Genomic DNA, 13861 nt, shown 5'->3' on the forward strand with positions numbered 1-13861 from the left:
AATGGGCACAGGGACGTTCACCCGACCCAGGCCGAGTGTGGATGCCACTCCTGTCTATCGCGTGAGCGACGGTGGGTCCTGCCCATCCGCGCTCACGTGGGAACTTTAAGAAGCGACGAGGTCGAGGGCGACTCGCTGTAGGCATCGCAATCACCCGCCATTGGATATGGGCCAGTGCCTGCCCTTCCGGCGAGGACGCCCGCTGGGGATGCCCCTCTTGGCTGGCTGCCGAAGCCCGCCCCTCTCCAACGGCAGTTACGACACCTGACTTTCGGCGGGAAAAGCGGGCGCCCGTACCCGGAGTACCATGTCTTCGCCCCCAGGCCGGACGCCTTCATGCCTGACACCCCAGCCACCGCCGCTCACCCCTCGTTTGCGCTGCTGGCGCAAATGATCGAGGACATTGCGGGCGAGCTGGCGCTGGAGCCGCTGCTGGATCGTCTGGTGGAACGCGCCTGCCATCTGATCGGTGCGGACGATGGATTGATCGGCCTGTACGACGCCGATGCCGACCTGATCCGGACCGTGAGTAGCCACAACATCCCTGCCCGCGAACTGGCCACCGCAGTCCAGCGCGGCTACGGCCTGACCGGGTATGTGCTGCAACATGGGCGGGCATTTCGGGGCTATTACGCGACGCTGCCCCAAGTTCCGCGCGACGCCCCGCCCGGCATGTTCGTCATCGGCATGCCGATCCTGGCGCGCGGCGCTTTCGTCGGCGTTTTCGGCGTGGGCGTGCATGGCGGACGCACCCTGGACGAGGAAGCGCAGGAGATGCTGGCCCTGTTCGCCCGTCATGCCGGCCTCGCCATCGACAATGCGCGGCGCTACGCGGAAGAGAAGCGACGCGCCGCCCGCTTCGCCCTGATCGCCCGTGTAGCGGCCATCGGCGCGTCAGGCCCCGACCTGGACCACCTGCTTCAGCAGGCGGCGGATGCAATCCACGAGATCCTTGAGTATCCCAACGTCGATATTCCACTGATCGATGCTGCGACACCGGACACTTTGGTGATCCGCATCCGCGGCGGGTCGTACAAGCACCTTATCCAGCATGAGGACCGGCTCCCCGTCAGCCAGGGCATCATGGGCGCTGCAGTGCGTGAGGGGCGTACGCAACTCGTAAACGATGTCGTACGAGATCCTCGCTATGTCACGCCGCCGGGTGTCTTGCCACCGGCAGCCGAACTGGCGGTTCCCATCCTCCACGGCACCGAGGTGCTGGGTGTGCTGAACATCGAAGGCGACCTGCGTTTCGACGATCTCGATCGCGCGAGCCTGGAGATTGTGGCCGAGCATCTGGCCGTCGCCATCGTCAACGCACGTCTGCACGAGCGCTCGACGCAGGCCGCCATCCTGGAAGAGCGCCAACGGTTGGCGCGTGATCTGCACGACAACGTCACCCAGATCCTGTCATCGATGAGCCTGATTACCCAGTCCCTCGCCCACGCATGGCAACAGGATCCGCAGGAAGGCGAGCGGCGAGTGAGGCGTCTCGGTGAACTCTCTCGCCTGGCGTTCGGCGAAATGCGCGGTCTTCTGCATGAGCTGTCGCCCGATACGACGTCCAAGGCGCGGACGCGCACGCCGTTGCACCAGCGGCTGGTGCCTCTGCTGTCGGCGATGGTGCCTGACCACATAAGGCTTGTGGTCCGTGCCGGCGACCTGGTGGACCAGGACGATGCGCACGAGGATGCGCTGGTGCGGGTATGCCAGGAAGCCGTATCGAATGCGGTCCGACACGGCGCGCCGTCGGCGATAGAAATACATGTGCGTTTAACCCATGACAGGCTCGTGCTCACGATCATCGACGATGGCAGTGGAATGCCCGCCGCCCTCAGCCGTGGGATGGGGCTGGACAACATGCGCCGTCGCCTGACCGAGCTGGGCGGACGCTTGCGTATCTCGCCGCGTGTGCCTCGTGGCACGCGGATCCGCGCGATACTCCCGCGAGCTGACAGGACACCTCCATGACATCCGCACCGATACGCATATTGTTGGTCGACGACCACGCCGTCGTCCGGGAGGGCCTGCGCGGCCTGCTGGAACAGGAGGCTGGGATGCTTGTCGTCGGCGAGGCAGGCGACGGCGCGACAGCCGTCCGCCTCGCTGCAGCCGAACGCCCGAATCTCATCATCCTGGACCTGAAAATGCCGGGCGCTACCGCCGCAGACACTATCGCGGCGCTACGCGTGGCGGTTCCAGAGGCTCAGGTCCTGGTTTTCACGAGCTATGCGGAAGACACCCAGGTACGCGACGCGTTGACGGCGGGCGCTAGCGGCTATCTGCTCAAGGATGCGCTGCGCGACGACCTGCTACGCGCAGTGCGCGAAGTGTGCGCCGGTCGCGCTTGGCTCGATCCGCAGGCGCAGCGGCAGATGCTGGAGTGGATGCGGCGTCCGCCTTCCGTCGTGGACAGCCTGACGGAGCGCGAGCACTCCGTGCTGGCGTTGCTCGCGGAGGGGCACAGCAACAAGCACATCGCGCGCAAGCTGGATCTGACCGAGGGCACGGTGAAGGGCTATGTCAGCCAGGTACTGGACAAGCTGGGCGTCTCCGACCGTACCCAGGCCGCGCTGCTAGCCCAGCGCGAAGGCCTGCTTCGGCCCAAGCGCTGACGCGAGGCAAGCGCAACGTCATGGGGTCAACATTGACTCGATGTGCGCACGCACCAATCGCCAGGCCGCACCTTGTGCGACGAGATCGAAATGGCCGGCGTCCCGTACATCGATCCGCTTCACCTCAACCCCGGTCTCGACGGTTTCGGCGTAGTCGTGCGCCACGTAGGGAGGAACGAGACGGTCCAGAACGCCGCTGATCATCGTCACGCGGCTTGCATTGGTACCTATGCTGGTGGGCGACGTATCCCGATAGACATCCGGCCGATTCGTATCGGGTCGTCCAACCAGCTGGACATCCAGCCCTTCACCGCATAAGCCGGGGATGAGCGGCGCAAAGCGTTCCAGATCGCCTATGCCCGCCAGAGCGACCACCTGGCGGGGAACGAGCGGATCTGCCGTATGCAACACGCTCGCGCCATCTAGTCGATCACGACCGGACGCCCACAGCGCGAGATGGCCGCCCGCGGAGTGTCCCACCGCCACCACGCGATTGAGATCGAGCGGATAGATCTCCTTCAGCTGACGAAGATGATCGAATCCTGCCGCCACGTCCTGATACGTGCCCGGGTAGCCGCCGCCCTGCTCATCCGCCCGCCGGTAGCCGATACTCCAAACCGCCACGCCACGTGCCGCCAGATCGGCACCGAGATGACGCAGCTGCTCGCGTCCCGCCGTCTTGCTGCTCCAACAACCGCCATGGATTATCACGACGACTGGGAACAGGCCAGGACCTCGGGGAATGAAGAGATCGCCCTGCTGGATTTCTTCCTCACCATAGGGGACTACGACGTCTGGCAGCGGCCGCGGAATTCGCATGAAGCCTGGAATATCGAGCGGCTCGACCTTCCGTTGCAGAATCGACGCAAGCGCGTCGTCCGCACAGCGCGCCGGCATCGCCAGCGTGGCGCCGAGCAGCAGCATCAGGCTGTGCACGCCATGCGCGGTTCTGCGAAGGATTCGGTTCATTGGGGGTTCTCCGATCAATAAGGTTGTGCGCGCGCGGGGCTCACCTTGGGAACTTGCTGGCGCTGCGCATCCAGTGGTAAGCGGCATAGCAAAAGACGTTTCCACAATGAATCCGCAACGCTCCGTACCTGCTGCTACGGTGGAAAGCGGAAGACCGCGTCGTGATCGCGGCATGGCGATTGTCGCCGGCGAGCTGTATCCGGCTTCGGGTGTACGTTCGAATCCAGAATCACCGTCTTCGGCAAACCTCCGGCGTATGCGATCAAGGCGTAGCTTGTCGTTTCGGGTGCGGGATCTCCGCTCGCGGCGCCCGCCCTGAACCAACGATGGCGACCGCACGCATTTCCATGACGGCGCCGGACGCGATCAATGCGCTTGTCCCCACCGCGCTCCATGCCGGGTAATGCGACGGGAAGAACTCGTGGTGAATAGGTCCGAATAGCGCCATCTCGGCCTGGAAACTCTGGCGATCCGTCGGTCCGGTATGGAACGTGGTCAGTTCCACGACATCAGAATAGCTGGCTCCCGCCAGCGCTAGCTGCGCCCCCAGCGCCTCGAACATCCGCCGCACCTTTTCCTCGTAGGTTCCAGTGCCGGCGGCGGGGATACCCGAGATGATGACCATGTCCCTTACCTTCACAACCGGCGAGTAGTGCCAATCGTGGTAGGACGACTCGCGACCTGGAACAGCGAAGTGCTCACGTGAGGGATTTTCTTGCCCGTAGCTGGCGAACGCGGCAAGGGGAACCAGCGATAACACGACGCGCAAAAGAACGCGGTAATGTGACATTGCGACGAAGCTCCTGTGCTTTGCTTGTTAAGTGGAAGCCGGCCCCGGCGAGTCCGCGGATCTTCTTTCCGATCGGGCATCGGCATCGCTGCCCTCCAGGTGTCCTTGCCATCTGGCGAACTCCATCACCAGGCACTGCAGGCCAACGGCCACGGATGCGATGATGACCGTCCACGACCCAATCGGGCGAACGAGGCCGGGGACGTAGGACTCGTAAAAGAAGGAAAGCGCCAGAGCACCGGGGGCAAGGATCACAACAGCCGATGTAAGCGCTTGGGCACGCTCAAGAATCCCTTTGCACAACTTCGTGAAGTAGGTTCCAAGCGCGATGTTCAGCAAAGATGACCAAAGCAGGTAAATGTGAATTGCCCGGTAGAACATTCGGGGCGCATCTTCCATGGCGTCCACTTCTACGACGAGCATGTACTCGCCACTAAGGCAGAACGTCGCGAATGCGACCACGCCTGCCATCAGATGCAGGCGACGCAAATAGGCCAACATTAGTCTCTCCTAGTTTTGCTGCGAGACGTATCGCATGGAGCGCGGGCATCGTGGCACCGCCACACGAACCTGCGCGCCATCAGGACGTCCACATGTGTCCCGAAGCAGCACGCTTGAACTCACGGGCGCACAACAGAAAGAAATACCTGCCAAGCCGGAACGTGTCGCCGGGACTGAGCAACTGTTTCCGTATGCGGATGCCGCATAGGACGACTCCGTTGGTGGAGCCGATGTCCTCAATGACAACGCCGTCGATGGTGGGCTTCAGCCGTGCGTGGTAGCGGGAGATATCGGGCTGCGGCAGCACTATGTCGCAGTCTGGAGAACGCCCAACGATTGCGACGCCTGGAATGGGATAGACACTTCCGACACCGGCCCCATTGATCGCTTTCAGCAGATACGCGACGTTTTCTGCCGCCGGACTCCACTCAATGTGGGGGCTCTCCATCATCGTTCTGGACTCTTCACTCCAGGCGGTGGCCACGACCATCTCCACACCTGCGATGTTGAAGCGATCGCCCACGGTGATGGGAACGGTCTCATAGATCGCTACCCCGTTCAGGGAAGCCTGCACGCCAGAATAGGGGGTGACGCTCGTCTCGCCATTCTCTCTGCGTATCTCGGCGGCGAGAAGCGGCATTGATGAGTTTCTCAGTACGATCACGTTGTTGCGTGCAGAACCGACCCTTGTCAGGCCGGATCCAAGAGACACTCGAGAGCGCTCCCCATTCGGGAATATCAGCATCATCGACAGCACCACACACTAGTCCTGACGAGAAGCATCTTTCATAGAGCGATGCACAGAGGGAACGGACTGGAGATAGCGGTAGATGGATTTCAGTTCATCGTCCGATGCCTGCCCGATAGCTCGCCAAGGCATGTACTTGCCATCTATCTCGGATCCGTCGGGACGCTTTCCCTCGCGCATGGACGCAATGAAATCGGCCTCGCTCCATGCAGCCAAGCCCGTCACATCCGGAGTGAGATTGGCCGCAGGCGGCGCACTGGGACCGCCATGCGTCATCGGGCCACCGCCGAAGTCAGCGCCATGACAGCCCATGCACAGCTGGGCCGCATGACGGCCATAATCGATAGAACCAACCGGCGGCGGCGCTGCGACCACAGGCTTCGCATGGTCGATGACTTCTACCGACAGGAAATCTTTCAGCTTCCCCGTCACCAGTAGTGCTCTTCCCAAGGGCCCCATTTGGCTATCCGGCAGGGCGTGATCGACGGAGGGTAAGGTGTTCAGGTACGCAGAAAGCGCCTCGATCTCCTCCAGACTCAGTTTTGAGAAGGATCCCGACGGCATCAACAACAAGGCTTTCGAGTCTGCACCCACCCCGTGGCGAAGCGCCCGATACAGCTGCTCGTGTCGAACCCGCGGCTCGATGCCCGCGCTAGGAGGCGTGAGATTGGTGCCGACCACCCTGGCGAACGGCATCTCATCCAGCATGATCTTTCCTCCGAAGTCGTCACCGTGGCAATCCGCGCATCCGCGGGACATCGCCAGTTGCCTTCCTCGTTCGATGAGCGCCGCCCGGGGTGCGTCAACTTCTGCGCTGAACTCGTATTCTTTCTGCAGCCGCGACTCGCTGGCCAGGTAAATCCACACGGCAACGAGCGCCAGAAGAAATAGGAGCCCTATGACGGCAAAGCCGAAGTAACGGATCGCTTTCTTGATTCCAGTGGCTGACGTTGACATGAGGCGGGGCTACCTGCGGACTGACAGAATTGCGGCGGATATGGTTGCCGCCCGCTCCCTAAACTTCCACCAACCAGCTGTGGGCCCGTCACTGTCCATTGGACAGGTCTACCCCCTTACTCTCGTGGGTACCGGACACGCCGGTGCAGAGCTAGATTGTCTGTATGTCGACAGTGACAATCATGCCTCGCGGCGGCATCGCCAAGGATGCCATTTCTAGTCATCTGGCCAGCGACAGGCTCACGCTTGATCTCGTTCGTGATCAGGATGTGGATGCGCTGCATGCACTCGCGGGAGAGCTTCTCGTATGTCGCCATGTGTTTGCCGAGCGCCCTCCCAATCACGTCCAGGTAAGCGGACTGATCGCAAGAAGCACCTTTCTTCACACCGTTTCCGGCACCGGCGTCTGGGCGATCCGTCGACGCGCAGGCTCCGGAATCATCGGCATCGCAGCGTTATGGCCACACCAGTACGAGGCCGGCTCTCCGCCTCGCATGGAGCTTGTCTTTGCTCTCTCGGCCAGATACGAGGGTGCGGGTTTCGCGGCCGAAGCTTGCGACACGCTGATCGACTATGCGAGGAAGCGACTGGGGTGGAGCGTGCTTCATTCCCGAGTAGATCTTCATAACACCGAAGCAAATCGTCTTTTGTGGCGCCTTGGTTTCGTGGAACATATGGTGGTGCGCGGCCCCACCGGACCCCTACGTATCTCAGCGCTTGAGCTCTCCCGCCCGCTTAGTTTGCTTTTCTAGAGGCCTCCTGTCTTCAGGCAGACGGGTGACGTAGAACCTGCGACCTGCGAGGCAGACCGTTTCGACCACCTGAGGCCATCGGTAGGCCTCGAGAGCCGTAACAATCGGGGGCTTGCAGACCGGCAGTCCACGAAAATCCATCGTAGCCATGGCAGTAGCGAACGCCTTCATCGGTAGCTCAGCTCCTTGCCATCAGTGCAGGTTGCCGGGGAGCGCCGCATAAAGAGTAGATGGGGTATCCGTCAGTCTCTGCAGGACCGGCGATAACAAAGGCTTGTCTGGCCGGTGGGAGCTTGCGCTCTCACGGTTCTTCACAGTTTCAATGGCGGAGGGGGGCCATCAATGAAAGAGATCATCAGGGTACTCCTGGCGGACGATCACGCCGTGGTACGCGAGGGACTACGGGGACTGCTCGAGCAACAGGATGATATCGACATCGTGGGCGAAGCCGAAGACGGCCCTAGAGCCCTCCAGTTGGTCTCGCAGGTAGCTCCTGACTTGGTCGTTCTCGATATGAAAATGCCTGGTGCGGGGCCAGTGGAAACCATATCCGGCATAAAGCGCTTGCGGCCCGAGGCTCACATTCTCGTATTCACCAGCTATGCCGAAGACTCGCAAGTGAGGGACGCGCTCGCGGCGGGGGCTACCGGATACCTGCTCAAGGATGCGCTGCGTGCGGATCTTATCCGCGCCGTTCGCGAAGTAAGCGCGGGCTATGCCTGGCTGCATCCGCAGGCGCAGCGTCAGATGCTGGACTGGATCCGGCGTAGGCGCTCGACTGTGGACGGATTCACGGCGCGCGAACGCTCTGTTCTCGCCCTGCTGGCCGAGGGACAAAGCAATAAGCAGATCGCACGGAACCTGGAACTCACCGAAGGAACGATCAAAGGCTACGTCAGCCAGATCCTCGACAAGCTCGGTGTAGCGGACCGTACTCAGGCGGCACTCCTGGCGCATCGCGAAGGTTTGATCGGATTCGAATGATCGCGTCATCCGAACGATAAAAGGTTCGGCTGGTCTGCAAGACCTTTGCGTCCACCGAAACCCATTGCCAGGCCATGCTGAGCCGTCATCCAACCTATCTACGCTTTCCCGCCCATTTCCTCACAGAGCGATTGCAGCTCCGTCAGTGGCGATCGGCGGACATCGGTCCGCTGGCCGCGATGAATGCGGATCCTCGCGTCATGAGACGTTCCCCGACGCTCACTTCCTACCAGAGCGCAAGCGCGATGGATGGCTGGCGCGATCATATAAGCCGGTTCGGATGGGGGCTGTGGGCAGTCGAGCGCAAGGACACGCGTGAATGGATTGGCTTCGCCGGACTCAACGCCCCAAACCTTAATGCCACGCACTCACCCTGCATCGAGGTCAACTGGAGATTCGCGTTTGCCCATTGGGGAAATGGCTTCGCTACCGAAGCGGCCTTGGCGGCCGTCAGGGCAGGATTCGACAATCTGCTTCTGGACGAGATCGTTGCCTTTGCGGATATCAGAGACCTTAGATCGCAGCGGGTTTTGCAGCGCCTGGGAATGCGCGATGACGATCCGGCACTCAGGAATTCGGGCATACAGGGCGATACGCTATCTGCATCGCGCTGTCTTTTCAGGCTCTCCCGCTCGGCGCCTACTTTGCGCTCGTTCGCCAGCGAGCTTGAGACCTCTCCGGCCAGGCCGCTCTGGGCATGACCGGCCTGTCCCTGCGCGACATGCACGCACATTGCATCGTTTGACGCGCTGCGTGCCCGAAATGCGGGCCACGGGCGAGCGATAATTTCCGCCCGCCGCGCCCGTTCACTGCCTGACGAGTGGCTGGGAGCCATTCACCCTGATGGGTCCACTCTCACGCTGCTTCCAGTACCTCAGAATCTCCCGTAGCGCCTCCGGTTTGTTGAGCGGCGCGCCATGTCCGGCCTGGTTTCTGGAGTTCTCGCCATGGCAGCCCGCACAGGTTCGGATCTCGCCAGACTGCAGGGTGACCCAGACGCGCTCTCGCACGATCGGTTCACCTGCGCTGTCGGTGGTCTGCCATGTCAACGCGCGATTGCTCGGAACAAAGGCCGCCGTGGAACCGTCAGCGGCGATCCTAACGCTGCCGGCGGGGCCGCCGGGATTCTGTGGATTGAGCGAGCCCTCCATCGGTTGCGCAATGGTGCGCCGCCCCTTGTTGAAGTTGTCATAGCTCCTGACCTGGTTGCCTTGCAGGATCTGGTAGTGCTGGATGGCGTAGACCTTTCCCGTATTGCCGACCGTCTTTACTCCGCCCGGAACGCCGAGATTGAACGGCTGCTGCTTGTCGCCGCGATCGCGGCTGGTCTGATTGCGGGTAACGATCAGTGCAAGCTTGTTGGCGACCAGCCACGCGCGCAGTGCGGCTTCATCGACGTTTTCCTCCACAAGCACCGCCTTTTCGATGGGATCGATCGTCGATATCGCAGGTGCAGGACGCTGCCTGGCCACTACCTCGACCGGCTCGATTTCCCAGAGATTGCCACTGAAGTTCAGCTTGGCATCCGGACTCCACCAGGAAATGGTCTTGTGGATGCCGGACGTCAGCGGATCGCCGAGCGCGAGCGTTCCATCGCCGTTTCTTGTCATCGCATGCAGACGCAGATCGATTCCCTGTCTCACGACGGGACTCATTGTGTACGACGCCACGATGTGGCCAGACGACATCGGCAGCGGATTGCGATAGCGCCCTCCGTTGAGATTGGCGGGCGTCGCATTGGAGAAAACCATCTGCTCGGCATTGAGCGATGGACCGCCATTGAACCTGACGATCTGATCCGTCGTGAGCGAGCCGAATTCGCGCGCGTAGATGCCGTAATAGGTTCCTGCCTCGGAGGGATCCTCGCGCACATGAAAGATGCCGCCATCCTCGCGGATCTGTTTCCTGTTCTGGAACAGCGGTGGATCGTTCGATCCATCCCTGAGCGAGGGATCCTCGACGAATGTCCTGCCGACATACCCCAGGTATGCCAGCTCCTGTCTGCCGATGTGATTGAGCGTCAACTCACCGGTGCCATCCTGGTTCATCTGCCACGGCGTGAACAGGTTCGTCGTGAAGCCGTTGACGTCGCCGTAAGGGCTTTCCATTCCGTTTCTGGACTCCGGGAACGTCTCATTCTGCTGCGGCAACTTCTCCGCACCCGTAGCCTCACTGGCGTAGTTGCGCGGCTTGTAGGTGTCGCCCTCTGCTTGTTGATCCCGTTGCAGATGATCCCAGCGCGTGAAGATCAGTCTGCCGAAGCTGTCGATGGTGGGGGTGAAAGCGCCGCTCGGCGTGTGATTCAGCAGCTTCAGTTCGCCGCTGGCCGGGTTCAAGGCATAGATGCCGCTGATGGTCGGCGTACTCTCGTACTCGTCCAGATGCGGGTACAGATGGGCCAGACCGCCCATTGGGCGATCCGACGTAAACAGGATGCGATCGTCGCTAGCGTACAGCGGCGACACATTGTTATAGCCTTGAGGCTGATTGGCGACCTTCGTGATGACAGCGTTGGCGCCGGCGGCCAGGCCTGTGACCTCGTACAGTTGCCACACACTTTTCGGACTCTGATACTGCTTGGGTGCTGCGCCTACCAGCATGCTGAAGATTGCTTTGTTGCCATCCCAGTGCACAGTGGGTTCGCGCACCGCGATAGCTTCCGCCGTCTGCAGCCCCTCCATGCCGAAGCCGGCTTCCTGGGTTAGATTGCGGAGCGTTCCATTGGGATAGCGGATCATCAGATCGCCCCCTCGCGGAACGCTATCCAGATTGGGGATATGGTTGGCGAAGGTGGATAGCCGGCTGGCGAACGGATCTCCCGGCGTCGGAATCTGGGTAACGAACAGGATCGGATGAGGAATCGGCCCTTCTGCTGCCGATAACGATGCGCTTGCGCTGCCTGATCGACCATGAGACACGACGTCGCCGGCGCTATCCAGGCCGGATCCGGTCGACGGCGAATCCGCGTTGCTCACCGCATCGCCACTCCCGCCTCCGCAGGCGGCCAACAGCATTGCCATCCCGACAAGCAACGTTAGACCTAGCCCGCCACGGCGACTCTTTGAAACGCGACACCCCACAACGTCCCCAACCTGCGTACGCATCGTTCTCCCCCAGCATGCGGTTATCCCAAGGCGCAGTGGAGCATGGGCCCCGTCAGGGATTCCCCTGTCTTTCGTTAGGAGGTCCACGCATGGCGCACCACGGCATCCATAGAGCGTGAAGCAGTCCGCATTTTCCGGATACGACAGGTAGGAATGCTCACTAATGGCAGTACGCCGCCCGGGGGCTAAGCCGCAAAAATGCCGCTATCCCACGATGGAGCAGAACGATGCGTACTCGATCTCTCTGGACGCTCGCCCTGCTGCTCAGCGCACCGGCCGCCCCAGCCATCGCCGCCAAGTACACGGTGGGACCCGCCGGCTCCGGCAAGCAGTACCCGTCTCTTTCCGCGCTCTTCTCCGCAGCCAATGTCGACCTCAAACCAGGCGACATCGTTGAGGTGGACGGCAATGCCACCTACACGAGCTCGGGCGATGTCGGCATCAAAATGCGTAGCGATGATGGTGGCGCACCCGGCAATCCCGTGCGGATCGTGGGTCTGGCGATCAACGGCAAGCGTCCCATGCTGACGATGGGCAGCGGCGACCACGTGATCAAGTTCGAGCAGTCCAATCACGTGGTGTTCGAGGGCTTTGAGATCACCGGCGGTGGCGGCGGAAAGAAGAGTTGCGTTTTCAGCGAAGCGCACGATCTGGTATTGCGCGACTTGATTATCCGCGACTGTCCGGCTCACGGGCTGATTGCTGCCGACCACAATGCAGGATCGCTTACGCTGGAATACAGCGAAATATTCAATGCCGGCGCCAACGATCAACGTCACCCCATCTACGTGACGGCCGATACCGAGCGCTATCCTGGCGCCATCTTCCGCATGCGCTTCAACTACATCCATGACGGAAAAGGCGGCAATCTGCTGAAGAGCCGGCACAACCGCAACGAGATCCACTACAACTGGTTCGAGAATTCTTTCTATCAGGAGATCGAACTCATCGGGCCGGATTGCGCAGCCTGGTCGAACGGTACACCCCCGCCGATTGCCGGCGATTCGGAGCTGCTCGGCAACGTGATCGTGCACAAATCCAGCTGGAGCCATGCGATCCGTCTGGGTGGCGATCTCAATGGCCGTAGCCGCGGTCTGGTGCGGATGGTGAACAACACAGTGCTCATTGATCGCCCCGGCAATTCGAACGCCATCTACGTGCAACTTGGGTTGAGGGGCTTGGAGATGCACAACAACGCCATCTATCAACCGGGCGGCGCACCGACGATTGTGGGCGAGAACAACTCGGTCGACACGCCCAGCTGCGGCTTCACCGATAGGCGCCCTTGGGTGGATGGCGTCCGAAATGTATCGGGCGGCGATAACTGGGTGCAGACCACTGCGAAAGGCGTGCCTGGCAGTCCCGAATGGGGCCGAACGCTGCGGGGGGATGACCCCCGACTCACCGACATCGCGAATCGGAACCTGCGTCCCGCCGACGGCAGCCCGTTGATCGGCAACGGCAACGTCATGCCTCCGGACGCTCCCGGCACTCCGTTCCCTTCGCCGCAACGATTGCCGCTCTTCGATCCACCCACGCGAGCGAAAGTCATTCTGGACCAGCCACAGGCTCGTTCGAGGCCAACACAGTCGATCGCCATTGGCGCTCTGGAAAGAAGCGAAATCGTGTCCGCGCCGATTCTAGTTCATGGGTCCATGCCCTTGATTCCCAACCGCGACGCGCTGCGCGCGACGACATCATCCTTCGCATCTGGTCCAGCATCGTCAGTGCTGTCGGGAACGGCAGTCATACCAACACTGAGTACGGCGCCGAATATCTCCACCATACCGAGACTGGGTGCAGCAACAGTATGGATGTCGGCGCCGACAAACTCACCGCGCGCAGTGAAACAGCGAACCGCGCTGGCTGCAGAGCCCCGCTCGACCTGCGTCTATCTTTGGCACGTACGCCACCGGGCACTGCAATTGCCAGCCTTTCTGGCCACCAAACTCCCGGCATCGTTATTCCGCATTAAGGCGGAGTGTCAGTCGCGTCCAGTGCTTCCGTAGGGCTCAACTCAGCCCTACTGATTGCGCCATCAGCAAATAGCCTCAGCAGAAGTGATCGTCAGTACTAGGAAGTGGACATTGAGATACTTGGGGGCTCCTCTACCGGGTGAATACGCCCCCACCTTTTTTTCTTCCTCAAGCACTCTTTGGAGCTCAAGTGATTGTCCTATGCGGGTGCATTTAATAGACCAGAGGCGGAGCGGCGACCTACCATTCGATACGCATCGACATTAGGCTGAAGGCTCCGGCCAAGAAAGCTGACCAACAAGAGACACGCGGATGACGCGAGCCAGGGTGCGCTGCCCTGCGACAGGTGGCGATGTTCGCTCTGGGTCGCGGATTCATATGATCGACGCAACACACGGATAGCTGCATAGGCAGCAGGAGTGTTGCGGGTGAAGCGCAGGCAGAGGATCTACTACACCGATACCC

12 protein-coding genes are annotated in these 13861 nt (G+C 61.3%); 6 read left to right on the top strand and 6 right to left on the bottom strand.

What is annotated here, in order from left to right; translation table 11 throughout:
- Positions 1–336 precede the first annotated feature (336 nt).
- Positions 337–1971 (top strand): GAF domain-containing protein, encoded by a 1635-nt coding sequence (locus tag ASD77_RS17475; RefSeq protein WP_082563425.1) that lies wholly within the window; start codon positions 337–339, stop codon positions 1969–1971.
- On the top strand, positions 1968–2615 hold the full coding sequence (locus ASD77_RS17480; protein WP_055945165.1) for a response regulator transcription factor: 648 nt from the start codon (positions 1968–1970) through the stop codon (positions 2613–2615). Before ASD77_RS17475 ends, ASD77_RS17480 begins: the two co-directional genes overlap by 4 nt.
- An 18-nt stretch (positions 2616–2633) precedes the next feature.
- Here the strand turns inward: ASD77_RS17480 and ASD77_RS17485 are convergent, their stop codons facing one another.
- From ASD77_RS17485 to ASD77_RS17505, 5 genes are all read right to left on the bottom strand, one after another.
- A complete protein-coding gene (locus ASD77_RS17485) occupies positions 2634–3584 on the bottom strand; it encodes an alpha/beta hydrolase (protein ID WP_200947429.1) in 951 nt (316 codons plus the stop codon).
- Positions 3585–3846: 262 nt separating this feature from the next.
- Positions 3847–4374: a Rid family hydrolase gene (locus ASD77_RS17490; RefSeq protein WP_055945168.1), complete on the bottom strand. Its 528-nt coding sequence runs from the start codon at positions 4372–4374 to the stop codon at positions 3847–3849.
- Between the two features lie 27 nt (positions 4375–4401).
- Positions 4402–4875: a hypothetical protein gene (locus tag ASD77_RS17495; protein WP_055945171.1), complete on the bottom strand. Its 474-nt coding sequence runs from the start codon at positions 4873–4875 to the stop codon at positions 4402–4404.
- Between the two features lie 79 nt (positions 4876–4954).
- Complete coding sequence (locus ASD77_RS17500; RefSeq protein ID WP_082563426.1) at positions 4955–5635, bottom strand: FHA domain-containing protein; 681 nt, start codon at positions 5633–5635, stop codon at positions 4955–4957.
- A 3-nt stretch (positions 5636–5638) separates the two neighbouring features.
- Positions 5639–6580 (bottom strand): c-type cytochrome, encoded by a 942-nt coding sequence (locus ASD77_RS17505; RefSeq protein ID WP_055945178.1) that lies wholly within the window; start codon positions 6578–6580, stop codon positions 5639–5641.
- Between the two features lie 164 nt (positions 6581–6744).
- Between ASD77_RS17505 and ASD77_RS17950 the strand changes: the two genes are divergently transcribed.
- The 3 genes from ASD77_RS17950 (at position 6745) to ASD77_RS17955 (ending at position 9017) form a co-directional block, all read left to right on the top strand.
- Positions 6745–7332 (top strand): GNAT family N-acetyltransferase, encoded by a 588-nt coding sequence (locus ASD77_RS17950; RefSeq protein WP_082563427.1) that lies wholly within the window; start codon positions 6745–6747, stop codon positions 7330–7332.
- A 342-nt stretch (positions 7333–7674) separates the two neighbouring features.
- Complete coding sequence (locus ASD77_RS17510; protein ID WP_055945181.1) at positions 7675–8316, top strand: response regulator transcription factor; 642 nt, start codon at positions 7675–7677, stop codon at positions 8314–8316.
- Positions 8317–8390: 74 nt separating this feature from the next.
- Positions 8391–9017, top strand: coding sequence for a GNAT family N-acetyltransferase (locus tag ASD77_RS17955; protein WP_082563428.1), 627 nt, complete (start codon positions 8391–8393; stop codon positions 9015–9017).
- A gap of 105 nt (positions 9018–9122) precedes the next feature.
- Here the strand turns inward: ASD77_RS17955 and ASD77_RS17515 are convergent, their stop codons facing one another.
- Positions 9123–11330, bottom strand: a complete 2208-nt coding sequence (locus ASD77_RS17515; protein ID WP_156383734.1) for a hypothetical protein — start codon at positions 11328–11330, stop codon at positions 9123–9125.
- A gap of 317 nt (positions 11331–11647) precedes the next feature.
- Between ASD77_RS17515 and ASD77_RS17520 the strand changes: the two genes are divergently transcribed.
- Positions 11648–13429 carry a hypothetical protein gene (locus ASD77_RS17520; RefSeq protein WP_055945188.1) on the top strand — a complete coding sequence of 594 codons (1782 nt, stop codon included), beginning with the start codon at positions 11648–11650 and terminating at the stop codon, positions 13427–13429.
- The last annotated feature ends 432 nt before the right edge of the window (positions 13430–13861 follow it).

Origin of the sequence: Pseudoxanthomonas sp. Root65, assembly GCF_001427635.1 — a bacterium.
Lineage (GTDB): Bacteria > Pseudomonadota > Gammaproteobacteria > Xanthomonadales > Xanthomonadaceae > Pseudoxanthomonas_A.

Coding starts and splice junctions, on each gene's coding strand:
- ASD77_RS17475 (WP_082563425.1), top strand. CDS start 337: ATGCCTGACACCCCAGCCACCGCCGCTCACCCCTCGTTTGCGCTGCTG.
- ASD77_RS17480 (WP_055945165.1), top strand. CDS start 1,968: ATGACATCCGCACCGATACGCATATTGTTGGTCGACGACCACGCCGTC.
- ASD77_RS17485 (WP_200947429.1), bottom strand. CDS start 3,584: ATGAACCGAATCCTTCGCAGAACCGCGCATGGCGTGCACAGCCTGATG.
- ASD77_RS17490 (WP_055945168.1), bottom strand. CDS start 4,374: ATGTCACATTACCGCGTTCTTTTGCGCGTCGTGTTATCGCTGGTTCCC.
- ASD77_RS17495 (WP_055945171.1), bottom strand. CDS start 4,875: ATGTTGGCCTATTTGCGTCGCCTGCATCTGATGGCAGGCGTGGTCGCA.
- ASD77_RS17505 (WP_055945178.1), bottom strand. CDS start 6,580: ATGTCAACGTCAGCCACTGGAATCAAGAAAGCGATCCGTTACTTCGGC.
- ASD77_RS17950 (WP_082563427.1), top strand. CDS start 6,745: ATGTCGACAGTGACAATCATGCCTCGCGGCGGCATCGCCAAGGATGCC.
- ASD77_RS17510 (WP_055945181.1), top strand. CDS start 7,675: ATGAAAGAGATCATCAGGGTACTCCTGGCGGACGATCACGCCGTGGTA.
- ASD77_RS17955 (WP_082563428.1), top strand. CDS start 8,391: ATGCTGAGCCGTCATCCAACCTATCTACGCTTTCCCGCCCATTTCCTC.
- ASD77_RS17515 (WP_156383734.1), bottom strand. CDS start 11,330: ATGCTGTTGGCCGCCTGCGGAGGCGGGAGTGGCGATGCGGTGAGCAAC.
- ASD77_RS17520 (WP_055945188.1), top strand. CDS start 11,648: ATGCGTACTCGATCTCTCTGGACGCTCGCCCTGCTGCTCAGCGCACCG.